The following is a 23,466-nucleotide window of genomic DNA, read 5'->3' on the forward strand; positions in this document are numbered from 1 at the left end:
CGCCGCGCACGCGTGTCCTATTCATTCAACGGAGGATTTGATGCAACAGGTTCTGAAATTTCAATCCGGCGCCAAGCGCCAGCGCGGATTTTCATTGATGGAAGTGTCGATCGTGACGGCCATCGTCTTATTGATCGCGATCGTGGGAATCCCCGCTATCGGGGCTTATGTCATCGAGAACAAAGTGCCAAAAGTCGGAGAAGAGCTTCAACGCTTCATCGCCAGCATGAAAATCAATGCGCAGGGCGGAGGCGTTACGCCTTATACGGGGCTGGACACCGGCGCCTTGGCCAATGCGCTGCGCGATTCCAGCGTGCTGGCCGTTCAGGGCAGCGGGGCGTCGGCGCGCGTCGTGCACGGACTGGGCGGCAGCGGAACCGGCCGCAATGGCATTGTCGAAGTGGTTGCCACTGCCTTGGGCGGGGCCGGGCTAGGCTCGGCGTTCACGGTCACGCTCACCAACGTCAGTCATGCCGCCTGCCCGGCGTTGGCTTCCGTGTTGCAACGCGTCTCCGAAACAATATCCATCGGAGGCAATTCAGGCGCCAAGATCGTGAAAGACGCGCTGGCAACGCCGCCTGTGCCGTACCGGGCTGCATTGGCCCAGGCCCAATGCAGCCAAGGCGAAGTCAACACTTTCGCCTTCACCGCGAAATGAGGCGCCGCTCCTTGCCGGAACGCGCGGCGCCTGGGCGCTGCCGTCAGGGCGGTTTCTCGCTGGTGGGCTTGGCGTTGGCGCTGGCATTGATTTCCGTCACCGCGATCTGGGCTTCCAATCAACTCGTTCATCGAATCGAGGATGCGGCGGCGCGTTCGGCGGGGGTGTGGATGGCGCAGGTTCGGCAGGCGGCTGCCGGGATGCTGGCGCGGCATTTCGACACGCTGGCCAAGGGGCTGACGCCCCAAGATGCGACGGGCGCGCCACTGTTCGCGGACCCGCAAGCGCCCACGGTGGCGGAATTGCGCGCCTTGGCGCACCTGCCGGCCGACTTCCCCGAACATTCCGCGCTGGGGTTTGGCGTGCAGGTCCGGGTGCAAAAGGGAGGGGCTTGCCCGGGCGAGCGTTGCAGGTTCGATGCACTGATCTACAGCGCCGCGCCGCTATTGAAACGGGGGACGGAGTTGCCTGACCTGGTCGGCATCGCGTCGGTCATCGAAGCCGCTGGCGGCTATGGCGGGGCCATCTGGCCTGACACGCCGCGGCAGGCCCGAGGGGCGGCATTCCGGTTCGACAACCCCCTCACGCCAGGGGCACCGACGTATCCACCCGGCACGCTGGCGCTGTGGGCGGGGGCGGGGGCCGAGCTGGGGGCGGATAGCCCGCCCGCATTCCCAGACCTGGAGCCATACGTCCGCATTGGCGACGCCCGCGACCCGGCGTTGAGCGGATCGCTGACCGTCGCGGCGTCCATCTCGACCGGCGCCTACCTGAGCGTGGGCGGGCGCGCCCAGTCAGGGCTGGCCTGCGGTCTGGCCAACGGAACGATTGCCAGCACGCAAGCCGGCGACCTGCTGGCATGCCAGTCCGGCGTCTGGCAACCCGCCAGCGGTGGGTTCGGGGGGGCGTTCAGCAGCAATAACCGATTCGGATGCCGGCATTATTCCGGCCAGTCGACGGCGAATCCACGTACCGGGGATTGTTCGTGTCCGGCAGGGTATCAGCCGGTCATCGTCTCGGCGGGCGGAAAGTGGACCGAAACCGAGGGCTGGACCACCGGATACGTGTGCGTCCGCTAGAAGCGGCTATTCCTCGGCTCCGCGCTTTTTCGCCAACCCTCTATAATCAAAGATTCGCCTAAATCCTGCGTCATCCACGATGAAATCCTCTGAGATTCGCCGCCAGTTCCTGCAATTCTTCAAGTCGAAGGGGCATACCATTGTTCCTTCGTCGTCGCTCGTCCCCGGTAACGACCCGACCTTGCTCTTCACCAATTCGGGCATGGTTCAGTTCAAGGACGTCTTCACCGGCAAGGAATCGCGGTCGTACACGCGCGCCACATCGTCGCAGCGCAGTGTGCGCGCCGGCGGCAAGCACAACGACCTTGAGAACGTGGGCTACACCGCCCGCCACCATACGTTCTTCGAAATGCTGGGTAACTTCAGCTTCGGCGACTACTTCAAGCGCGACGCCATCCAGTACGCCTGGGAACTGCTGACACAGGTCTACAAGCTGCCGGCGGAAAAGCTCTGGGTCACGGTGTATCAGGAAGACGACGAAGCCTACGACATCTGGGCCAAGGAAGTCGGCGTGCCCACCGAGCGCATCATCCGCATCGGCGACAACAAGGGCGCGCGCTACGCCTCCGATAACTTCTGGCAGATGGCCGATACCGGCCCTTGCGGCCCTTGCTCGGAAATCTTCTTTGACCACGGCCCGGAGATCTGGGGCGGCCCCCCGGGATCGCCCGAAGAAGATGGCGATCGCTACATCGAGATCTGGAATCTGGTGTTCATGCAGTTCGAGCGCGACGCCGCTGGCAACATGCCGCGCCTGCCGCGTCCCTGTGTCGATACCGGCATGGGACTGGAGCGCATTGCCGCCGTCTTGCAGGGCGTGCATTCCAACTACGAAATCGACCTTTTCCAAAAGCTGATCCACGCCGCCGCTCGTGAAACCGGCATCAAAGACCTGGAAAATAATTCGCTGAAGGTCATCGCGGACCACATCCGCGCGTGCTCTTTCCTGATCGTCGACGGCGTGATCCCCAGCAACGAAGGCCGCGGGTATGTGCTGCGCCGCATCGTGCGCCGCGCGCTGCGCCATGGCTACAAGCTGGGCCAGACCAAGCCGTTCTTCCACCGCCTGGTGCCGGATCTGGTCGCCGAAATGGGCGAGGCCTATCCGGAACTGGCCGCCATGGCCGACCGCGTGGCCCAGGTGCTCAAGCAAGAAGAAGAGCGCTTCGGCGAAACGCTCGAACACGGCATGCGCATCCTGGACACGGCCCTGGCCAACGTGGCCAAGGGCGGCGTGCTGGACGGCAACACGCTGTTCACGCTGTACGACACCTACGGTTTCCCCGTGGACCTGACCGCCGACATTTGCCGCGAACGCGAAGTCGACATCGACATGGCCGGCTTCGAGGTCGCCATGGAGCGCCAGCGCGACCAGGCTCGCGCCGCCGGCAAGTTCAAGATGGCGGAAGGCCTCAGCTATGAAGGCGCCGAGACGCGCTTCGAAGGCTACGAAAAGCTGGAACTGGACAACGTCAAGGTCACCGCCCTGTACGTCGACGGCACCCAGGTGCAGGAAGTAAAAGCCGGCCAAAGCGCCGTGGTCGTGCTGGACGCCACCCCGTTTTACGCGGAGTCGGGCGGCCAGGTGGGCGACACCGGCTTGCTCGAAGCGGATGGCGTGCGCTTCGCCGTCGGCGACACCCTGAAGATCCAGGCCGGCGTGTCCGGTCACCACGGGCTGCTGGAATCCGGTTCGCTGTCGGTGGGCGACACCCTGCTGGCCCGCGTTGACGCGGTTCGTCGGGCCCGCACGATTCGCAATCACTCGGCCACTCACTTGATGCACAAGGCCCTGCGCCAAGTGCTGGGCTCGCACGTGCAGCAGCGCGGCTCGTTGGTGGATCCCGACAAGACCCGTTTCGACTTCGCGCAGGACGCGCCAATGACCGCCGAGCAGATCGCGCGCGTCGAAGCCATCGTTAACGCCGAGGTCCTGGCCAACCAGCCCACCGTGGCCCAGGTCATGGCCTACGACGACGCGGTCAAGGGCGGCGCCATGGCGCTGTTCGGCGAAAAATACGGCGATACCGTGCGGGTGCTGGACATCGGCTTTTCACGCGAACTCTGCGGCGGCACGCACGTCAGCCGCACGGGCGATATCGGCCTGTTCAAGATCATCTCCGAAGGCGGCGTGGCCGCCGGGGTGCGTCGCATCGAGGCCATCACCGGCGACAACGCCCTGGCTTGGGTGCAGAACCAGAACGCCTTGCTGACCCAGATCGCGGGCATGCTGCGCAGCACGCCGGCCGATGTGCCTGCGCGCATCGCGCAGGTGCAGGATCAGGTCAAGGCGCTGGAAAAAGACCTTGAGCAATCCCGCAACAAGCTGGCCGCCAGCGCGGGTAACGACCTTGCCGCCAGCGCGGCAGTCGACGTCAAGGGCATCAAGGTTCTCGCCGCCAGCATCGGCGATGTGGATCCCAAGGCGTTGCGCGGCATGGTCGACAATCTGAAAGACCGCCTGAAGCCGGCTGTCGTGCTGCTTGCCACCGGCTCCGCCGACGGTAAGATCAGCGTGGTGGGTGGCGTTACCGCTGATCTTACCGACCGCATCAAGGCCGGCGACCTGGTGGGCTTCGTGGCCGGCCAGGTGGGTGGCAAGGGCGGTGGCCGCCCCGACATGGCCATGGGCGGCGGCACCGACCTCGCTGCCTTGCCTGCGGCGATCGCCGGTGTGCAGAAATGGGTGGAAGAGCGTCTCTGATGGATGCCGACACCAGCCTCGATGCAGGCGCGCAAGCGCCTGCTTTCGAGCAGGAAGTGGATGCCAGCGGCCTGACGTGCCCCTTGCCCATCCTGCGCGCCAAGAAGGCCCTGGCGCAGATGGCAAGCGGCGAAGTCTTGCGCGTCATCACCACGGACCGCAACGCCATCCGCGACTTCCAAGCCTTCGCACGGCAGACCGGCAACACGCTGGTTCTGCAGCAAGAAGACGGCGGCCGGGGCGTGCACTACCTGCGCAGGCGCTGACGCGCCCGACCGTCCGCGGCGCGTTCGCTGCCGCTCACGAAAAAGCCCGCTTTCGCGGGCTTTTTTACGTCGTCACAGGCGTGCTTACTTATGGATGGCAGCCGCAACCGCCTGGGTGATGGTGAAGTCGACCAGATCGCCTTCCTTGAGCTGCTGCAGGCGTGCCTGCATGGCGGGGTCCTTCACCTGGATGGTGCGCATGCCGCCTTGCGGCCCTTTCAGCGTGACCAGGTTGGCGCTTTTGTTGATGTGCCAGATCGCAGCGGTAATGGTGGTCTGGCGGCCCATCGCGCCGCCCGGCTTGGCGCCCTTGGCGCTGCGGTTGGCGGCGGTCTCGGTCACCACTTCGGGGGCGCCCGAACCGGCAGGGCGCACATCGACCGCGACGGACTCGTAATAGTCCAACGTCAGCGTGTCGCCCGGCTTGATCTGTTGGAAATTGCGAACCTCGGGGCCTGCCAGCACGTCCACGGTGTTGCCGTTGGCGCCTTGCAGTGTGATGGTGCGCGTGGCGGGGTCGACGGCGGTGACCTTGCCCGACGCGGTGGTCAATGCCGCGCCCACGACGCGGGCAGAGGCCGCCAGCGGCATCGCCAGCGTGCCCAGTAATAGGCCGGTCAGAGCCAGGCGCGCGACGGGGTTGAAGACGGATTTCGGGTTCTTCATGGTGTGGCACCTCTCCAAGAGGAAGTGTTGGGAAAAAACACGGAAAATACGCGGGAAAAAACCGGGGGTAGGGCGAAAAACGGGGATTGTTCCGCCCTCAGGACGAGGGCTTGAAAGCAGCAGAAGGGCGGCGCCGTTGCGGCGTAGCCGGGGGGAGCAAAGCGTCGGGTCTTGCGCAGGTCGACATAAAACCGATCTCTCCAATCGGGTTATTCTTCACACGCACTCAGGTTCAACCGCACGAAATGCAGACGCGAAGCGCGGCTGGGGGCTACACTTTCGTCTGCGGCGGGCTCCGGCCCGTATTTGTAGAATACCCGGATGCGGTGTTTTAGGATACAAATTGCGCCGCCACGACTGATTCAGCACCTGCATTTGCCAGCCGGCTTGTTTAAGTGCTAGAATTTCCCGTTTTTCACAACTAATTCAAGGGATTACCTATGGTGGTGATTCGCCTGGCCCGCGGTGGGTCCAAGAAGCGTCCGTTTTACAACCTGGTGGCCACCGATTCGCGTAACCGTCGCGACGGCCGCTTCATCGAGCGCGTGGGTTTCTACAACCCCGTAGCTAGCGAAGGCACGGAAAACCTGCGCATTGCGCTGGATCGCGTGCAGTACTGGACCGGCACTGGCGCGCAACTGTCGCCCGCTGTCGAGCGTCTGGTCAAGGACTACTCGGCCAAGGTTTCCGCCGCAGCTTAATTGCCTGCGTCGTGCCCAAGCCGTTAGTTCAGCTGTAAAGCTACCATTCTTAGCTGTTTCATCATTACGAAGAGCGCGATACATGTCTGATGCCGCAACCTCTAACGCGGCGCCTACGGATTTGATCGAGCTGGGCCGCATCAGTGCAGCCTACGGTGTGAAAGGCTGGGTTAAGGTGCAGCCACATTCGGCCAATGCCGAAGTGCTGCTCTCAGCGTCTCAATGGTGGTTGACTCGCCCTGTGCCTGAATTGGCGCGGGGCGCTGTCGCGTCTGCGCCTGTCGCAATCAAGGTTTTGCAAGTCCGTTCGCAGGGCTCCACGGTCGTGGCCCAGCTGGCAGGCATTGCGGATCGCGATCAGGCGGAAGCCTTGCGCGGATATTCCGTGCAAGCGCCGCGTGGTTCTTTTCCCGCGCCCAAGGAAGACGAATACTACTGGGTCGACCTCATCGGTTGTTCGCTGTACACCAGCGCCAACGGTGAACCCGCGCTGATTGGCGTGGTGGACGAAGTCCTTGATAACGGCGCTCACGCCGTCTTGAAGGTCTTGTGCCAGAAGGTGGAGGCCGAAGGGCCCGAGCCTATCCTGAATGCCAAAGGCCGACCCGCCGAAATGCTTGTTCCGTTCGTACGCGCGCACATACACGCCGTCGATCTGGCTGCTCGCCGCATAGACAGCGACTGGCCGGCGGATCTTTGATGCGATTCGACGTCATTACGCTCTTTCCCGAGATGTTCGGGGTGGTGCGCGATCTGGGTGTCACCGGCCGGGCGCATGCCCAAGGTCGGTGGTCCCTGCATGCCTGGAATCCCCGTGATTTCACGCAGGACGTCCATCGCACCGTGGACGACCGTCCTTACGGCGGTGGCCCCGGAATGGTAATGATGGCGGCCCCTTTGGAAGCCGCTGTCAATGCCGCCCAGCAAGCGCGCGCAGCGCTTGGCCTGGGGCCCGCTCCGGTTGCGCTGCTGGCGCCCGTCGGCCAGCGCTACGACCAAGCCGGCGCCGAAACACTGGCCGCAAGCGACGGGATCATCCTGATCTGCGGCCGCTACGAAGGCGTGGACCAGCGGTTCATCGAACGCTGCGTAACGCATGAGATCTCGCTGGGCGACTTCGTGTTGTCCGGCGGAGAGATCGCCGCGCTGGCAGTGATCGATGCCGCCGTGCGCTTGGTGCCAGGCGTGTTGAACGATGGTGATTCCGCGCTGCAGGATTCGTTCAACGACACCTTGTCAGGTTTGCTGGACAGCCCGCATTACACGCGTCCCGAAGTGTACGAAGGCGAGTCCGTGCCTGCGCCGCTGCTTAGCGGCCATCACGCCAACATCGCGCGCTGGCGACGCGAGCGTTCGCTTGCGCTGACGGCAACCCGACGCCCCGAGCTCATCGAATCGGCCCGTGCGAAAGGGTGGTTGAATAAGGCGGACGAGCGTTACCTGGCCGAATTGGCCGGCACCTACGACCCCGCTGCCGACGCGCCCAAGCGCAGGCGCAAGCCGTCGGCCAAGCCTGCCCAGCCCCCGAAGACGCCCGACGCGTCCTAAGTCATTCCCCTCCTCATTCACGGTTCCGCAAGCGTAGGGATGTTCCTAGGTTGTGGGCGTTTCGGCTGCTCTTTAGTATTGAAAATTACATGCAAATGAAATTTTCATATGTCGAACTCCCCCTCTGACCGGGCCGCTTCCGGCCGATCCGCTGCCGCCCTATCCGCGCCCGAGCGCCGCGTCGCCTCGCCGTCGGCCAGCGCCATGGCGGGTAGGCCAGAGTCGGCCGTCGACTTATGGCTTGGCCAGCAACTGCGCCAACTGCGCAAGCAGCAGAAACGCTCGCTGGCCGAGGTTGCCCGCGCTTGCGGCATGTCATTGGGTCTGTTGAGCCAGATCGAGCGCGGCTTGAGTTCCGCGTCGGTAAAGGTCCTGCACATGCTGGCGCGCGAATTCAACGTGTCCGTGAATTCCCTGCTGCGCAACGCCGAGCACACGCAAAGCGAAGATGGTGGCCGTGTCGCGCGTGCCGGTACGCATCGCTATATCGACCTGAGCGAAAAAGGCATCAGCAAAGAGATGTACACACCGCCCGCATGCCGCAGCATGGATCTGTGCCGCGCCACCATCGAGCCTGGCGGCTCGACCGGACAAGAGCTCTTCGTAACAGGACAGGGTGAGCAGATCGGCGTGGTGCTTAAAGGCTCGCTCGAGTTATGGGTGGGCGATCGCGTCATGCTGCTCAATGAGGGCGACAGTTTTTGCTATGCCAGCAGCACGCCGCGCCGCTGGCGTAATCCCGGATCGCAGACCACCGAGGTCATCTGGGCCATCTCCAACATCACTCAAGCCGCGGGGGACGACACGCAACGGGCGCCCTAAGCGCACAGCTTCCATACCGGCGCGGCGACTCAGGGGATAGCCGCGCCACCGGGCGCGCAGCGCGTCGTCCGGGTTTCTTTGCCACGATGAGGATATGTCATGAAATTCAAGACTTTGGTTGTCTCGGTATTCGCAGCATTGTCCATGGCCGCGGGCGCGCAAGCCCAGACGGTGTTGAAAGTGGGGTCCACACCCACCGGCAGTCCTTTCACCTTTCTCGATACCAAGACCAATAGCATCGAAGGCGTGATGGTCGACATCGTGAAGGCCGTCGGCAAAGAAGCGGGATTCGAGGTGCAGATCGAACCCATGGCGTTTTCGGCGCTGATTGGCTCGCTGACTTCCAAACGGATCGACATCGTGTCCGCGGCGATGTTCATCACGCCGCAGCGCCAGCAGGTTGTCAGTTTTTCCGAGCCCGTTTACCGCTACGGCGAAGGGCTGATGGTGCTGAAGACCGACAACAAGGAATACAAGTCCTTCGCCGACATGAAGGGCATGACCGTTGGCGTGCAGGTCGGCACCGCATTCGTCGAGCCGATCCAGAAAAGCGGCATGTTCAAGGAAGTGAAGCTCTACGATAATCCGCCCGATATGATGCGCGACGCCAACGCCGGCCGTATTCAAGGCGGTTTCATGGACTACCCCATCGCGGCCTATATCCTGACCCAGGGCAACTATCCCAACCTGAAGATGGCGTCGTCCTACCAGCCGACCATCATGGGCAGCCTGGGCCTGGCCACGCGCAAGGAAGATACGGCCTTGCTTGATCGCATCAACAAGGCGCTGACCAAGCTGAAGGCGAACGGCGCCATCGACGCCATCCTGAAAAAGTGGGGCCTGTCCGGCGCGTGATGCCGGCCAGACCGCAAAGCAACCAAGCGTTATCGCATCAGCCTTGCCGGCGCGCACTCGCGCGCTGGCGGGCGGTACGCATCCGGCGTGCCCGTGGGCTGTCTTGTCGGGGTGGGTGAAGTCATGACGGAATTCTTCAAGGACTCGGCGGAATACCTGCCGATATTGCTGCAAGGCGCGAAGTTGACGATCCTGGTCACGTTGGGCTCGCTGGCCTTATCGACGGTGCTGGGCTTGGTATGGGCGCTGATGCGCGTCTCTGGCAACACATTCCTGTCCAAGCTCAGCGGCGGAATCATCAACCTGCTGCGCGGCATCCCGATCATCGTGCTGCTGTTCTACATCTACTTCGTGATGCCCGACATGGGTGTGTCGCTGACGGCCGTGCAGGCCGCCATCATCGGGTTGGGCGTGGCCTATTCGGCGTATCAGGCCGAGAATTTCCGCGCGGGCATCCAGGCCATCGACCGTGGCCAGATCGAAGCCGCGATGGCGATGGGCATGAGCTGGAGCATGACGATGCGGCGCGTGGTGCTGCCGCAAGCCGTGAAGATCGTGCTGCCGCCTTACGGCAACATCATGATCATGATGCTCAAGGACTCGTCGCAGGCGTCCACGATCACGGTGGCCGAACTGGCCTTGCAGGGCAAGCTGATCGCCGTGTCCACCTTCAAGAACGCCACCGTGTTCTCGCTGGTGGCGCTGATGTACCTGATCATGTGCGTGCCGCTGATCCTGCTTGTCCGGCATCTGGAGAAAAGGAGCGCCACGAAATGATCGAACTCAAGGGAGTCCGCAAAAGCTTCGGTCCGCTAGAGGTGCTCAAGGGCATCGATGCCGAGGTCACCAAGGGCGAAGTCGTATGCGTGATCGGCCCGTCCGGCTCTGGAAAATCCACCATCCTGCGTTGCATCAATGGGCTGGAGCGCTACAACGCCGGGCGCATCACCGTGGATGGCGAGCTGGTCGACGCCGACGCGCCTTCCATCGTGTCGATCCGCACGCAGGTGGCGATGGTGTTCCAGCGCTTCAACCTGTTTCCCCACCGCACCGCGCTGGAAAACGTAATTGAAGGGCCGATCTTCGTAAAGAAAGAGCCGCGCGCGCAGGTGCTGGAGCGCGGCCGCGAATTGCTGGCCAGCGTGGGTTTGGCAGACAAGGCGGATGCGCATCCCAACCAGTTGTCGGGCGGGCAGCAGCAGCGCGTGGCCATTGCGCGCGCCCTGGCGATGCAGCCCAAGGCCATCCTCTTCGATGAGCCGACTTCCGCGTTGGATCCGGAACTGGTGGGCGACGTGCTGGGCGTGATGCGCAAGCTGGCCGAGGCGGGCATGACCATGGTTGTCGTGACGCACGAAATGAGCTTCGCGCGCGAGGTCGCCGACCGTGTCATGTTCTTCGACGGTGGCGTCATGGTGGAGCAGGGCGCCGCCCGAGAGCTTCTGAATCATCCGCAGCACCCCCGCACGCAGGATTTCCTGCGCCGTGTGCTGCATCCCATGTAGGAAGGAATCATCATGCAGCCAGTGCCGTTTCCGCTTTCTCCGTCCTTGTGGGCAGCGACCGCTTCGGCCCCGCCGCCCACCCAGCCGCTTTCGGCGTCCTTGCAAGCGGATGTGCTCGTCATCGGTGGTGGCTACGCCGGACTGAGCACCGCGCTGCATCTGGCCGAGCGCGGTGTGAACACCGTGGTGCTGGAAGCGCGCGAGATCGGTTTCGGCGGCTCAGGCCGCAACGGCGGGCAGGTGATTCCAGGGCTCAAGTACGACCCGGATGCCTTGATGTCGATGTTCGGCCAAGAGCGCGGCGAAAGGTTGTTGCGATTCGCGGGGGCGACGGCCGACTCAGTGTTCAATCTGATCGACCGCCATGCGATGGACGTGCCGCATGTCCGCAAAGGCTGGGTCCAGGGCGCCCACAATGCCGAGGCGCTGCGCACCGCGCATGGCCGCGCGGCGCAATGGGCGCGCCACGGCGTGGACGCGCAGCCGTTGGACGGGGCGCAAGTTGCCCGCCTGCTGGGCACGGACCGCTATCTGGGCGGCTGGGTGGACAACCGTGCCGGCGCGGTGCAGCCCCTGAGCTATGCGCGCGGATTGGCGCGGGCCGCGCTGAACGCCGGCGCTTCCATTTATACGGACACGCCCGTCACTGGCCTGACCCGCAGCGATGGCAAGTGGATGGCGGCGACGGCTCGCGGCGCGACGGTCACGGCCGACCGTGTCGTGATGTGTACCAACGCCTACGGCGGCGACCTGTTGCCGGGCTTGAAGACATCCATCATCGACGCCAATACCTTCCAGGTCGCCACCGCGCCCTTGCCGGAGCGGGTGCGCGCGGGCATTTTCCCCGAAGGGCATGTCACCTCGGATACGCGCAACCTGCTGCTGTATTTCCGGTTGGATCACCAGGGCCGGCTGTTGATGGGCGGGCGCGGGCCGTTCCGTGAACCCAAGGGGCCGGAAGACTGGGCGCATCTGGAACGGGTCATGCTGAAGCTGTTCCCGCAGGTGGCGGGCACGCCGTTCGAATACCGTTGGTGCGGGCGCGTCGCGGTCACCCGCGATTACCTCCCGCATTTGCACGAGCCGCAGCCCGGTCTGCTGGTGGATATTGGGTGCCAGGGCCGCGGGGTGGGGCTGCAGACCAGCATGGGCCGCGCCATGGCCGAATACGTGGCGACGGGTGACGCCAATGCGTTGCCGGTGCCCTTGTCCCCGGTTGTTCCGTTTCCGCTGTATGGCTTGCGGCGGCTCTACGTCAATGCGGTCGTGACCTGGTATCGAATGACCGACGGCGGTGTCTGACTTCCTCGGCGGTTGCCGCCATGAAAAAACCCCCGAGGGTTGGATCAATGTCCAACTTTCGGGGGGCAGTTCAAACCAGTCCGGGGTTTTTCGTTTCAGCGGGGCGGGGCCGCCGCTCAGTCGCCCAGCTTGGCGCGCTGTTCGCGCACCTTCTGCAGGGTTTCACCGAACTGCGCCATGCGGGCCTTTTCCTGCTCGACGACCGCCGCCGGGGCGCGTTCGACGAAGCTGGCGTTGGACAGCTTGCCATTGGCCTTGGCGATCTCGCCTTCCAGGCGTGCGATTTCCTTGTCCAGGCGAATGCGCTCGGCCGCCACGTCGATCTCGACGTGCAGCATCAGGCGGCTGGCGCCCACAACCTGGACCGGCGCGCCGGCGTCGGGCAGGGCGTCCAGCACGTCGACCTGGCTCAGCTTGGCCAGCGCGGCCAGGTACGGCGCGTTGCGCTTGAGCGTGGGCGCGTCGCCCTGGGCGCACAACGGCACCTTCTGGGCGGGCGACAGGTTCATTTCGCCGCGCAGCGCGCGCACCGCTTCTACCTGGGCCTTGAGTTCGGCCACGTCGGCCTCCGCCGCCACATCGACTGCGTCCGGGTTGGCTTGCGGGTAGGGCTGGACGCTGACGCTGTCGGCTACGCCTTCCTTGCGCTTGCCGGCCACCACCGACACCTTTTGCCAGAGTTCTTCCGTGATGAACGGAATGATCGGATGCGCCAGGCGCAGCACGCATTCCAGCACGCGGATCAATGTGCGGCGCGTGCCCAGTTGCTGGGCGGGCGTGCCGGTCTGGATCTGCACCTTGGCCAGTTCCAGGTACCAGTCGCAGTACTCGTCCCACACGTAGCGGTACAGGGCATTGGCGATGTTGTCGAAGCGGTAGTCGGCGAATCCGCGCGCCACGTCGGCTTCCAGCGTCTGCATCTGGCTGATGATCCAGCGGTCGACGAACGAGGTCTCGCCGGCGTCCGTGCCAGTCAGGTCGTGGCCTTCGGTGTTCATCAGCACGAAGCGCGTGGCGTTCCACAGCTTGTTGCAGAAGTTGCGATACCCCTCGCAGCGCTTCAGGTCGAAGTTGATGTTGCGGCCCAACGTGGCATAAGCGGCCATCGTAAAGCGCAGAGCATCGGTGCCGAAAGCGGGGATGCCGTCCGGGTACTGGCGGCGCGTGGCCTTTTCGATGGCGCCCGCTTGTTTCGGGTTCATCAGGCCATAGGTGCGCTTGGCGACCAGGCCGTCCAGGTCGATGCCGTCGATCAGGTCGACCGGGTCCAGCGTGTTGCCCTTGGACTTGCTCATCTTCTGGCCGTCGGCATCGCGGATCAGGCCGTGCACGTAGACGTGCTTGAACGGAATCTGGCCGGTCAGGTGCGTGGTCAGCATGACCATGCGGGCGACCCAGAAGAAGATGATGTCAAAGCCCGTGACCAGCACGCTGGAGGGCAGGTAGCGTTGCAGGTCGGGCGTGTTTTCCGGCCAGCCCAGCGTCGTGAAAGGCACGAGGCCCGACGAGAACCAGGTGTCCAGCACGTCCGGATCGCGCGTGAGCTCGCCCGTGACGCCGGCGGCGCGCGCCTGTTCGATGGCGCCGGCTTCGTCGTGCGCCACGAAGACCTGGCCGTCTTCCGAATACCACGCCGGGATCTGGTGGCCCCACCACAGTTGGCGCGAAATGCACCAGTCCTGGATGTTGTTCAGCCACTGGTTGTAGATGACGGTCCAGTTGTCCGGATAGAACTTGATGCGGCCATCGGCCACCACTTCCAGCGCGACCTCGGTGATGCTCTTGCCGGGGTTCAGCGTGCCTTCCGGGGCCGGCTTGCTCATCGCGACGAACCACTGGTCCGTCAGCATGGGCTCAAGCACGACGCCAGTGCGGTCGCCCTTGGGCTGCATCATCTTGTGCGGTTCGATCTTGACCAGATAGCCTTCGGCATCCAGTTGGGCGACGACCGCCTTGCGCGCTTCGTAGCGCTCCAGCCCCTGGAATTGCTTGGGGCCGTTTTCGTTGATGTGGGCATCCAGCGTGAAGATCACGATCAGCGGCAGATCGTGGCGCATCGCGCAGGCGTAGTCGTTGAAATCGTGGGCGCCGGTGATCTTGACGCAGCCCGTGCCGAATGCGGGGTCGACGAAATCGTCCGCGATGATGGGGATGTTGCGATCGCACAGCGGCAGTTCGACTTCCTTGCCGATCAGATGCTGGTAGCGCGGATCGTCCGGATGCACGCACAGGGCGCCGTCGGCCAGCATCGTCTCCGGGCGCGTCGTGGCGATCGTCATGCCCCGTAGCGTGACGGTCTGGCCATCCTTGTCGACAATGGTCTGCGGCCCGTCGACGAAGGGATACAGGATGTGCCACATGTGGCCATCGGTCTCTTCGGACTGCACTTCCAGGTCGGATACGGCGGTCAGCAGCTTCGGGTCCCAGTTGACCAGGCGCTTGCCGCGGTAGATCAGTCCCTGTTTATGCAGGCGCACGAAGGTCTCCACCACGCCGCGCGACATGCGGTCGTCCATAGTGAAGTACTCACGGGGCCAGTCGGCCGACGCGCCCAGGCGGCGCACCTGCTCGGTGATGGCATTGCCCGACTTTTCCTTCCATTCCCAGACCTTTTCCACGAATTTTTCGCGGCCGAGGTCGTGGCGGGAAACCTTCTGGGCGTCCAGCTGTCTCTCAACAACGATCTGGGTGGCGATCCCGGCGTGGTCCGTGCCGGGAATGAACACGGTATCGTCGCCTGCCATGCGGCGGTAGCGAACCAGGCCGTCCATGATGGTCTGGTTGAACGCGTGGCCCATGTGAAGGGTGCCCGTGACATTGGGCGGCGGGAACTGGATGACATACGGCTGGCTTTCCGTCCCCGTTTTTACGTGCTGGCCCGCCGCGAAGTAGCCGCGCTTGTCCCACTCGGCATACCAGCGGGACTCCAGTTCGGAGGGTTCGAAGCTCTTTGAGAGTTCCGGGGTGTCGCCCGCGGGATTCGCGGCGTTCGGGGGAGCAGCTTGAGTCATTACAGGGTTCCGGCAAACAGGGCGCCCGGCGTAGGGATACGGGCAGCAAACCGCTCATTTTAAGATGTAATGCGGTCTTCTCAGCGTGTTAGAATACCGGGTTACTGTAAACCTTTTAGAAGTCCCTGAATTCATTAAGGATTCCTTCGGAAATGCGCACGGAAAAGTCCGCGTTTCAGAAATCCGGAGCAGAATTGAGGGCGCGTCCGATCGGTCGGCAGTGTCGAATCCCTGCCTTGGCCATGTGGCTCAGGACGGCCCGGAGCGTTCAGCAGAACTGTTCAAACAATCCGGACCGCCTGTGCGCCAATCGCGCGATGACACTTCAAGGGTGACACCGACAAGTGCAGAGCCACGCCAGGCAATTCATCAGAAACCAGTCAGAAATCAGCTTTCGGAGTTCTTATGTCCATCCAACGCACCCTCTCGATCATCAAGCCCGACGCCGTCGCCAAGAACGTCATCGGCCAGATCGTCGGCCGTTTCGAGCAAGCCGGCCTGAAGGTCATCGCCGCCCGCCTGGCCCAACTGTCGCGCGCCGACGCCGAGCGTTTCTACGCCGTGCACTCGGAACGCCCCTTCTTCAAGGACCTGGTCGATTTCATGATCTCGGGCCCGGTCTTCGTGCAAGTGCTGGAAGGTGAAGACGCCATCCTGAAGAACCGCGACCTGATGGGCGCCACGGACCCGAAGAAGGCTGCTCCTGGCACCATCCGCGCCGACTTCGCCGACAGCATCGACGCCAACGCCGTGCACGGCTCGGACGCTCCGGAAACGGCTGCTGTCGAAATCGCTTTCTTCTTCCCCGAAATCAACATCCACAGCCGTTGATTTTCCCGGAAGCACTGTTTTAGTTTTTTAGCGTTACCCAGGTCATGGAATCCGTCGAACGAATCAATCTGCTGGGGCTGGATGGCTCCGCCCTGTCCGAACTTGTCGGGCAGTGGGGCGGCAAGCCGTTTCGCGCTCGCCAGCTGCAGCGCTGGATGCACCAGCGCGGCGCCGATTCATTCGACGCCATGACCGACCTGGCCCGCGAGTTCCGCGGCCAGCTCGCGTCCAACTGCCGCATTGAAGCCTTGCCCGTCAATATCGAGCAGCGCTCGACCGACGGCACGCGCAAGTGGCTGTTCGACGTGGGGCAGGGCAATGCCATCGAAACTGTCTTCATCCCCGAAGACGATCGCGGCACCCTTTGCATTTCCAGCCAGGCCGGCTGCGTGGTGAACTGCCGCTTTTGCTCGACCGGGCACCAGGGCTTCAACCGCAACCTGAAAACCAGTGAAATCATCGGCCAACTTTGGTGGGCCAAGCGCGTGCTGGAGGCCGATATCGGCACCGCCCGCCTGGAAAGCGCCAAGACCACCGAAGATACGCGCGTCATCAGCAACGTGGTAATGATGGGCATGGGCGAGCCCCTGCTCAACTACGACCAGGTCCTGCCGGCGTTGCGCCTGATGCTGGACGACAACGCCTACGGCTTGTCTCGCCGCCGCGTGACGGTGTCCACGTCGGGCGTCGTCCCCATGATGGACCGCCTGTCGCAGGACTGTCCGGTGGCGCTGGCCGTCTCGCTGCACGCGCCGAACGATGCGCTGCGCGACGAACTGGTGCCGCTGAACAAGAAGTACCCGTTGAAAGAGTTGCTGGCGGCTTGCGAACGCTATCTGGCATTCGCCCCGCGCGACTTCATCACGTTTGAATATTGCATGCTGGACGGCATCAACGACACCGACCAGCACGCCAAGGAACTGATCCAAATTGCACGCCAGTTGCGCTGCAAGCTCAATCTGATTCCGTTCAACCCCTTCCCCGAGTCGGGCCTGAAACGCTCCAACTCAGCGCGCGTCAAGGTGTTCGCGCAGCGTCTGATGGACGCAGGCATCATCACGACCGTGCGCAAGACCCGGGGCGACGATATCGATGCAGCTTGTGGTCAACTGGCCGGAGAAGTGCGGGACCGCACTCGGATTACCGAGCGTAATGCCGCACAGCGCCAGACCATACCAATTAAACAGGTGCATGCATGACGCAGGATTTCGCTTCTGCAGTTTCTGATACGCCCGCAAGCGCTGCGGGCAACGTGGGCTCGGCATTGCGCGCGCTGCGCCAGTCCAAAGGTTGGTCGCTCGATGAGGTGTCCAGCCGCATCAAGTTTTCCACGAAGCAGATCGAAGCCCTTGAAAACGAAGCGTGGGCAGACTTGCCCACAGGCGTTTCCCTGCGCGGTTTGGTCCGCAACTACGCGCGCCTGCTGGGCGCCGATTCGCAAGCCATCGTCGATTCGCTGGATCCCAAGGCCCGCGTCACCGGCCCGGTGAAGCTGAGCCCGGGCGCCCTGCATTCGGCCCATTCCATCCCCCAATCCAGTGCCGATGACGACCGTTCGTCCTCGACCTCCTGGGGGTGGCTCATCGCCATCGTGCTGGTGTTGGCCGCCGGCGTGGCGTATGCCTTCTGGCAAGGCTGGTTGCCGCAGCAATGGCTGCCGTTCGACTGGCTGCAGAAGCCGACCAAGTAACCCGGTTCCACCAATGCAAGATTCTTCTCTGCCTTGCCAGGATGCGCCGCCTCCCTCCGTCGGGGCGGCGATGCGCCGCGCCACGCGTTCGGTCGCGGTGAAGTGGGGTGAGCGTGTCGTGATGGTGGGCGGCGACGCCCCGGTCGTGGTGCAGTCCATGACCAACACCGACACCGCGGACGCCATTGCCACGGCGATCCAGGTCAAAGAGCTGGCGTTGGCCGGCTCAGAGCTGGTGCGCATCACGGTGAATACGCCCGAGGCGGCGCGTGAAGTGGTTGCCATCCGCGAACAGCTCGACCGCATGGGCGTGAATGTACCGCTGGTGGGCGATTTCCACTACAACGGGCACAAGCTGCTGACGCAGTTTCCCGAATGCGCGCAGGCGCTGTCCAAGTACCGGATCAACCCCGGCAACATGGGCGGCGGCAAGCGGCGCGACGATAACTTCGCGCAAATGATCGAGGTGGCTTGCCGCTACGACAAGCCCGTGCGCATCGGCGTGAACTGGGGCAGCCTGGACCACGAGCTGATGGCGCGCAAAATGGACGAAAACAGCCGTCGCGCGCAGCCCTGGGAGGCCCAGGCCGTGATGCGTGACGCGCTGGTCGTGTCGGCCATCACCAACGCGCAGCGCGCCGAAGAACTTGGCCTGCGGCGCGATGCCATCATCCTGTCCTGCAAGGTCAGCCATGTGCAGGATTTGATCGCGGTTTACCGCGATTTGTCCGCACGTTGCGACTATCCCCTGCATCTGGGCCTGACCGAAGCCGGCATGGGCAGCAAAGGCATCGTGGCGTCCACCGCCGCGCTGGCGGTGTTGCTCCAGCAAGGCATCGGCGACACCATCCGCATTTCCCTCACGCCGGAACCCGGCGGCGACCGCAGCCGCGAAGCCATCGTGGCGCAAGAAATCCTGCAAACGATGGGCCTGCGCGCGTTCACGCCGATGGTGGTGGCGTGCCCCGGCTGCGGTCGTACCAGCAGCACGTTCTTCCAGGAACTTGCTGATAGCATCCAGTCCTACTTGCGCCGCCAGATGCCCGTCTGGAAGGCGCAGTATCCGGGCGTCGAAAGCATGAACGTCGCGGTCATGGGCTGTGTGGTCAATGGGCCGGGCGAAAGCCGCCATGCCGATATCGGAATCAGTCTGCCGGGAACGGGCGAAGTGCCCGCGGCGCCGGTATTCGTGGACGGCGAACGCACGGTTACGCTCAAAGGCGACTATATCGCCGAAGAGTTCCAGGCCATCGTCGAAGACTACGTGGCGCGCCGTTACGGCGCGCTCGCCTCTCATTAAAAGAAAGGGTGTAGCCGCGCGCGCGCCGCTAGGCGCGTGATGCGGCATGATCAAGATGACTCAAGCTTTCCAGAAAGTGGCCGCCATACGCGGCATGAATGACGTGTTGCCCGGGACGAGCGCCCGCTGGGAACAGTTCGAGGAAATCGTGCGCGGTTGGCTGCGCGGCTATGGCTACCGCAATGTGCGTACGCCCGTGCTTGAGCATACGCGCCTGTTTACGCGCGGCATCGGCGAAGTGACCGACATCGTCGAAAAAGAGATGTACACGTTCACCGACGCGTTGAACGGCGAATCGCTGACGATGCGTCCCGAAATGACGGCCGGTATCGTGCGCGCCTCCATCGAGCACAACATGCTCTATGACCGTCCGCAGCGTGTCTACTCGATCGGCCCCGTGTTCCGCCACGAGCGCCCGCAGCGTGGCCGCTACCGTCAATTTCATCAGATCGACGTCGAAGCCCTGGGCTTTGCCGGCCCCGACGTGGATGCCGAACTGATCGTCATGCTGGCCCGCTTGTGGAAGCTGCTGGACCTGAAGGACGTGCGCCTGGAACTGAATTCGCTGGGTCAGCCCGCCGAGCGCGCCGCCCACCGCGCCGCCCTGATCGAGCACCTGGAAAAGCACCGCGACATTCTGGATGAAGACGGCCAGCGCCGCTTGTACACCAACCCGCTGCGCGTTCTGGACACCAAAAACCCCGCCATGCAGGAAATGGCCAACAGCGCACCACGCCTGTTCGATTTCCTGGGCGATGAATCCCGTGCGCACTTCGACGGCGTGTGCCAGCGCCTGACGGACGCCGGCATCGAATACAGCCTGAACCCGCGCCTGGTGCGCGGCCTTGACTACTACAACCTGACGGTGTTCGAGTGGGTCACCGACCGCCTGGGCGCTCAGGGTACGGTCTGCGGCGGCGGCCGCTACGACGGCCTGGTCGAACTCCTGGGCGGCAAGCATGCGCCCGCGGTCGGCTTCGCGATCGGCATGGAACGCCTGCTGGACCTCTGGGAGCAAAGCGTGCAGCTCGAGGCACAGGCCGAATGCGACGTCTATGTCGTGCACCAGGGCGAAGAGGCCCAGCGCCTGGCCGCGCGGGTTGGCGAAGACCTGCGTGACGCCGGCCTGTCGGTGATCGTGCATGCCGGTTCCGCCGGTTTCAAATCCCAATTCAAGCGCGCGGATGCCAGCGGCGCCAGGGTTGCGGTTATTCTTGGCGCCGATGAGGTCGCGTCGCAGACCGCCAGCGTCAAATATTTGCGCGCGGACGCCCAGGGCGACGCCGCCCAGCAGCAGGTTCCGCTGAAGGATCTGGCTGCGGTACTGAACAACAAGGGTTAAGGCATGGCATACGATCTCGAAGAACAGGAAAAACTGGACGCAATCAAGGCGTGGTGGGCCCGTTACGGCACGCTGATCGTCACGCTGGTTGCCGTCGTGGCGCTGGCGTGGGGCGGCTGGTGGGGCTGGAAGGCCTATGAGTCGCATCGCGCCAATCAAGCCATGGGGTACTTCGAAGCGTTGGAAGATGCCGCTCGCCTGGGCGGCGCCGATTCCTCGGTGCGCATCAAGACCGCCGCCGCCACGCTGCGTGAACAGTATCCGGCCACCGGCTACGCCGCGCGCGGCGCGTTGGTCGCGGCGCAAGCCCTGCAAGCCCAGAAAGACGAGGCTGGCGCCCGCGAGCAGCTGGAATGGCTGGCCGCACAGGGTAAAAACCCCGCCATGCAATCCGTGGCGCGCCTGCGCCTGGCCGGCATGCTGCTGGATCAAAAGCAATATGACGCGGCGCTTGCGCAATTGAACAACCCGCCGGCCGCTTTCGCCGCTTTGTTCGCGGATCGTCGTGGCGATATCCTCGCTGCGCAAGGCAAGCGCGACGAGGCGCGTGCGGCATGGCAAAGCGCCATTGATGGCCTGGGCACGTCGAACCCGATGACCCAGGTTGTGCAATTGAAATTGGATGCCTTGAGCGGAGCGTGACTGTAATGCGTAAATTTGCACCTGGTCGTACGTGGCGTGGCGCCGTTTGCCTGGCAAGCTTGCTTGCCCTGGGCGGATGCGGCTTGTTTTCGCACGATGACGGTCGCTACGATCCTGCCCCGCTGACCGAATACAAGGCCGGCATGTCCGTGCACCAGATCTGGTCGACGTCGATCGGCAGCGGAGCCGGCCTGGGCTTCGCGCCTACGGTGCTGGGCAGCGCCGTCTACGCTGCCACGCCGGATGGCTCCGTGGGTAAGTTCGACCTGCAAAGCGGCCGTCCGCTCTGGAAGGCCAAGACCGACGGCAAACTGTCGGCCGGCGCCGGCAGCGACGGCACCACTACCGCGGTCGCCTCGCCCGACGGCGACGTGATCGCCTTTGACGACAACGGCAAGGTGAAGTGGAAGGTCCGCGCCACCAGCGACGTCACGATCCCGCCCGTGGTCGGCTACGGCATCGTGGTGGTCCGCAGCGGCGACTACCGTATCCAGGCGTTCGACGCCAATAGCGGTGAACGCGTCTGGAACGTGCAGCGTCCCGGCCCGTCGCTGGCTTTGCGCAGCGTGTCGCAGATGGTCCTGGCTGAAGGCCTGGTGATCACCGGCCTGCCGGGCGGCAAGCTGATGGCGATCGCCTCCAACAGCGGTAACGTGCAGTGGGAAGGCACCGTGGCCACCCCGAAGGGCGCAAGCGACCTCGAACGCCTGACCGACGTGGTCGGCGTTCCGCGCATCGCCGGTAATCTCCTTTGCGCAGTCGCCTATCAAGGGCGTATCGTCTGCTTTGACGTCACCGCAGGCGGCCGGCCGTTGTGGGCCAAGGACTTTTCCAGCGTCAGCGGCTTGACGCTGGACGAGCGTTTCGCCTATTCGGCGGACCAAAACAGCGTCGTCAGCGCGTTTGCGCTGGATAATGGCGGCAACGTCTGGAAGCAGGCGGCCCTGAAAAACCGCCAAGTCACCGCACCGGCTATGCTGGGCGGTGCGCTGGCAGTGGGTGACCTGGAAGGTTACCTGCACTTTCTGTCGCGTAGTGATGGCAGCCTGATGGCGCGGCTGTCCGTGGGTGGAGGCGCCGTCGTTTCGCCGCCGCAAACCACCCCACAAGGTGTGCTGGTCCAGACGGGCAATGGCAATCTCGTCATGATCGGCGCCAACTAAAACCTATAGAACAAAGCCTTACACCGTGTCTTTCAAGCCTGTCGTTGCCCTGGTCGGTCGCCCCAATGTGGGGAAGTCGACCCTTTTCAACCGCCTGACGCGATCACGCGCCGCGTTGGTGGCCGATTTTTCCGGCCTGACCCGCGATCGCCATTATGGTGAGGGCAGGGTAGGCGAGATCCCGTTCATCGCTATCGATACCGGCGGTTTCGAGCCCGTCGCCAAGGACGGCATTCTGCTGGAAATGGCCCGTCAGACCCGGCAGGCCATCGCCGAAGCGGACGTGGTGGTGTTCCTGGTTGACGCCCGTGCCGGCCTCAACGCGCACGACCACGAAATCGCCCAGTTGCTGCGCAAGTCCGGGCAGCAGCGCGTGTTGCTGGCCGTGAACAAGGCGGAAGGCATGGGCTTGGGCCCGGCTATCTCCGAGTTCCACGAACTGGGATTGGGCCAGCCCTATCCGATTTCGGCTGCGCACGGCGACGGCATCGTCGACTTGATCGAGCTGGCGCTGAAAGACCTGGCCGAGCCGCCCGCCGAAGACGAGATTGTCGAGGAAGGCGAACACGACCACCGCATCAAGCTGGCTATCGTGGGCCGCCCGAACGTTGGCAAGTCGACACTCATCAACACGCTGATGGGTGAAGAGCGCGTGATCGCGTTCGACTTGCCCGGCACCACCCGCGACGCCATCGAGATCGACTTCGACCGCGATGGCCGTCGCTACACGCTGATCGACACCGCGGGTCTGCGCAAGCGCGGCAAGGTGTTCGAAGCCGTCGAGAAGTTCTCCGTCATCAAAACGCTGCAGGCTATCGAAGCCAGCAACGTCGTGCTGCTGATGCTGGATGCGCATACCGAGATTTCCGAGCAGGACGCCCACATCGCGGGTTTCGTGCTGGAAACCGGCCGGGCCGTGGTGGTTGCCATCAACAAGTGGGATGGTCTGGACGGCGAAGAAAAGGAACGCATCGAACGCGAATTCCAGCGCAAGCTGCGCTTCCTGTCGTTCGCGCGCATGCACACCATTTCGGCGCTGCGCGGGCAGGGCATCAAGCCGCTCTTGAAGTCCATCAATTCGGCCCACGCCGCGGCGTTCGCCAAATTGTCCACGCCTAAGCTGACCCGTGAACTGCAAGCCGCCATCGAGCAGCAGCAGCCGCCGCGCAAGGGCATCTTCCGCCCCAAGATGCGCTATGCGCACCAGGGCGGGCAGAACCCGCCGCTGGTCGTCATCCACGGCAATGCGCTGGACGCCATCCCGGACTCGTATCGCCGCTATCTGGAAACGCGTTTCCGCAATGCGTTCGATTTGGCCGGCACGCCGTTGCGCATCGAATTCAAGTCGTCGCACAACCCCTACGCGCAGGAAAGCTGATCC

Annotated in this window: 22 protein-coding genes; 20 read left to right on the forward strand and 2 right to left on the reverse strand. The window is 63.7% G+C overall.

Going from position 1 to position 23,466, the window contains the following annotated elements; translation table 11 throughout:
* The first annotated feature begins 40 nt into the window (after positions 1 to 40).
* The 4 genes from ACI0FO_RS26500 to ACI0FO_RS26515 all read left to right on the forward strand — a co-directional run bounded on the left by ACI0FO_RS26500 (position 41) and on the right by ACI0FO_RS26515 (position 4,707).
* A complete protein-coding gene (locus tag ACI0FO_RS26500; RefSeq protein WP_416031621.1) occupies positions 41 to 658 on the forward strand; it encodes a type 4 pilus major pilin in 618 nt (205 codons plus the stop codon).
* Between the two features lie 11 nt (positions 659 to 669).
* The gene (locus tag ACI0FO_RS26505) at positions 670 to 1,737 is read left to right on the forward strand and encodes a prepilin (protein ID WP_416031622.1); all 1,068 of its coding nucleotides are present in this window, start codon (positions 670 to 672) and stop codon (positions 1,735 to 1,737) included.
* A 79-nt stretch (positions 1,738 to 1,816) separates the two neighbouring features.
* Positions 1,817 to 4,441, forward strand: a complete 2,625-nt coding sequence (alaS, locus tag ACI0FO_RS26510) for an alanine--tRNA ligase (RefSeq protein WP_416031623.1) — start codon at positions 1,817 to 1,819, stop codon at positions 4,439 to 4,441.
* The gene (locus ACI0FO_RS26515) at positions 4,441 to 4,707 is read left to right on the forward strand and encodes a sulfurtransferase TusA family protein (protein ID WP_416031624.1); all 267 of its coding nucleotides are present in this window, start codon (positions 4,441 to 4,443) and stop codon (positions 4,705 to 4,707) included. The genes alaS and ACI0FO_RS26515 overlap by 1 nt, the downstream gene beginning before the upstream one ends.
* Positions 4,708 to 4,791: 84 nt before the next feature.
* Here the strand turns inward: ACI0FO_RS26515 and ACI0FO_RS26520 are convergent, their stop codons facing one another.
* Positions 4,792 to 5,373, reverse strand: a complete 582-nt coding sequence (locus ACI0FO_RS26520; protein WP_416031625.1) for a hypothetical protein — start codon at positions 5,371 to 5,373, stop codon at positions 4,792 to 4,794.
* 440 nt (positions 5,374 to 5,813) lie between these two features.
* Here ACI0FO_RS26520 and rpsP point away from each other — a divergent pair, with 440 nt between their 5' ends.
* From rpsP to ACI0FO_RS26560, 8 genes are all read left to right on the forward strand, one after another.
* Positions 5,814 to 6,074, forward strand: coding sequence for a 30S ribosomal protein S16 (gene rpsP / locus ACI0FO_RS26525; protein ID WP_006224007.1), 261 nt, complete (start codon positions 5,814 to 5,816; stop codon positions 6,072 to 6,074).
* A gap of 82 nt (positions 6,075 to 6,156) precedes the next feature.
* Complete coding sequence (rimM, locus tag ACI0FO_RS26530; protein WP_416031626.1) at positions 6,157 to 6,774, forward strand: ribosome maturation factor RimM; 618 nt, start codon at positions 6,157 to 6,159, stop codon at positions 6,772 to 6,774.
* Positions 6,774 to 7,622, forward strand: coding sequence for a tRNA (guanosine(37)-N1)-methyltransferase TrmD (gene trmD / locus ACI0FO_RS26535; protein ID WP_416031627.1), 849 nt, complete (start codon positions 6,774 to 6,776; stop codon positions 7,620 to 7,622). The genes rimM and trmD overlap by 1 nt, the downstream gene beginning before the upstream one ends.
* A 204-nt stretch (positions 7,623 to 7,826) precedes the next feature.
* Positions 7,827 to 8,444 carry a helix-turn-helix domain-containing protein gene (locus ACI0FO_RS26540; RefSeq protein ID WP_416031673.1) on the forward strand — a complete coding sequence of 206 codons (618 nt, stop codon included), beginning with the start codon at positions 7,827 to 7,829 and terminating at the stop codon, positions 8,442 to 8,444.
* A 99-nt stretch (positions 8,445 to 8,543) separates the two neighbouring features.
* Positions 8,544 to 9,299, forward strand: coding sequence for an ABC transporter substrate-binding protein (locus tag ACI0FO_RS26545; protein WP_416031628.1), 756 nt, complete (start codon positions 8,544 to 8,546; stop codon positions 9,297 to 9,299).
* Positions 9,300 to 9,422: 123 nt separating this feature from the next.
* Positions 9,423 to 10,076: an amino acid ABC transporter permease gene (locus ACI0FO_RS26550; protein WP_105559760.1), complete on the forward strand. Its 654-nt coding sequence runs from the start codon at positions 9,423 to 9,425 to the stop codon at positions 10,074 to 10,076.
* Positions 10,073 to 10,804 carry an amino acid ABC transporter ATP-binding protein gene (locus ACI0FO_RS26555; protein WP_006224000.1) on the forward strand — a complete coding sequence of 244 codons (732 nt, stop codon included), beginning with the start codon at positions 10,073 to 10,075 and terminating at the stop codon, positions 10,802 to 10,804. The genes ACI0FO_RS26550 and ACI0FO_RS26555 overlap by 4 nt, the downstream gene beginning before the upstream one ends.
* Before the next feature lie 12 nt (positions 10,805 to 10,816).
* On the forward strand, positions 10,817 to 12,106 hold the full coding sequence (locus tag ACI0FO_RS26560) for an NAD(P)/FAD-dependent oxidoreductase (RefSeq protein WP_416031629.1): 1,290 nt from the start codon (positions 10,817 to 10,819) through the stop codon (positions 12,104 to 12,106).
* Between the two features lie 116 nt (positions 12,107 to 12,222).
* On the opposite strand, the gene ACI0FO_RS26565 is transcribed toward ACI0FO_RS26560, so the two are convergent.
* Positions 12,223 to 15,117 (reverse strand): valine--tRNA ligase, encoded by a 2,895-nt coding sequence (locus tag ACI0FO_RS26565; RefSeq protein WP_416031630.1) that lies wholly within the window; start codon positions 15,115 to 15,117, stop codon positions 12,223 to 12,225.
* A 405-nt stretch (positions 15,118 to 15,522) separates the two neighbouring features.
* Between ACI0FO_RS26565 and ndk the strand changes: the two genes are divergently transcribed.
* From ndk to der, 8 genes are read left to right on the forward strand one after another with little or no spacing between them, the layout of a single operon-like run.
* Entirely contained in the window at positions 15,523 to 15,948 is a 426-nt protein-coding gene (gene ndk, locus ACI0FO_RS26570) for a nucleoside-diphosphate kinase (RefSeq protein ID WP_006223997.1), read from the forward strand.
* Positions 15,949 to 15,992: 44 nt separating this feature from the next.
* Positions 15,993 to 17,147, forward strand: coding sequence for a 23S rRNA (adenine(2503)-C(2))-methyltransferase RlmN (rlmN, locus tag ACI0FO_RS26575; protein ID WP_416031631.1), 1,155 nt, complete (start codon positions 15,993 to 15,995; stop codon positions 17,145 to 17,147).
* A complete protein-coding gene (locus tag ACI0FO_RS26580; RefSeq protein WP_416031632.1) occupies positions 17,144 to 17,638 on the forward strand; it encodes a helix-turn-helix domain-containing protein in 495 nt (164 codons plus the stop codon). The genes rlmN and ACI0FO_RS26580 overlap by 4 nt, the downstream gene beginning before the upstream one ends.
* A gap of 13 nt (positions 17,639 to 17,651) precedes the next feature.
* Positions 17,652 to 18,938, forward strand: coding sequence for a flavodoxin-dependent (E)-4-hydroxy-3-methylbut-2-enyl-diphosphate synthase (gene ispG, locus ACI0FO_RS26585; protein ID WP_416031633.1), 1,287 nt, complete (start codon positions 17,652 to 17,654; stop codon positions 18,936 to 18,938).
* Positions 18,939 to 18,993: 55 nt separating this feature from the next.
* On the forward strand, positions 18,994 to 20,280 hold the full coding sequence (gene hisS, locus ACI0FO_RS26590) for a histidine--tRNA ligase (protein ID WP_416031674.1): 1,287 nt from the start codon (positions 18,994 to 18,996) through the stop codon (positions 20,278 to 20,280).
* 3 nt (positions 20,281 to 20,283) lie between these two features.
* Positions 20,284 to 20,922 carry a YfgM family protein gene (locus tag ACI0FO_RS26595; protein WP_416031634.1) on the forward strand — a complete coding sequence of 213 codons (639 nt, stop codon included), beginning with the start codon at positions 20,284 to 20,286 and terminating at the stop codon, positions 20,920 to 20,922.
* Positions 20,923 to 20,927: 5 nt separating this feature from the next.
* Entirely contained in the window at positions 20,928 to 22,085 is a 1,158-nt protein-coding gene (gene bamB / locus ACI0FO_RS26600; protein WP_416031635.1) for an outer membrane protein assembly factor BamB, read from the forward strand.
* Between the two features lie 25 nt (positions 22,086 to 22,110).
* The gene (gene der, locus ACI0FO_RS26605; protein WP_105559768.1) at positions 22,111 to 23,463 is read left to right on the forward strand and encodes a ribosome biogenesis GTPase Der; all 1,353 of its coding nucleotides are present in this window, start codon (positions 22,111 to 22,113) and stop codon (positions 23,461 to 23,463) included.
* Positions 23,464 to 23,466: the final 3 nt, after the last annotated feature.

Origin of the sequence: Achromobacter marplatensis (assembly GCF_049060505.1) — a bacterium.
Lineage (GTDB): Bacteria > Pseudomonadota > Gammaproteobacteria > Burkholderiales > Burkholderiaceae_B > Achromobacter > Achromobacter marplatensis_A.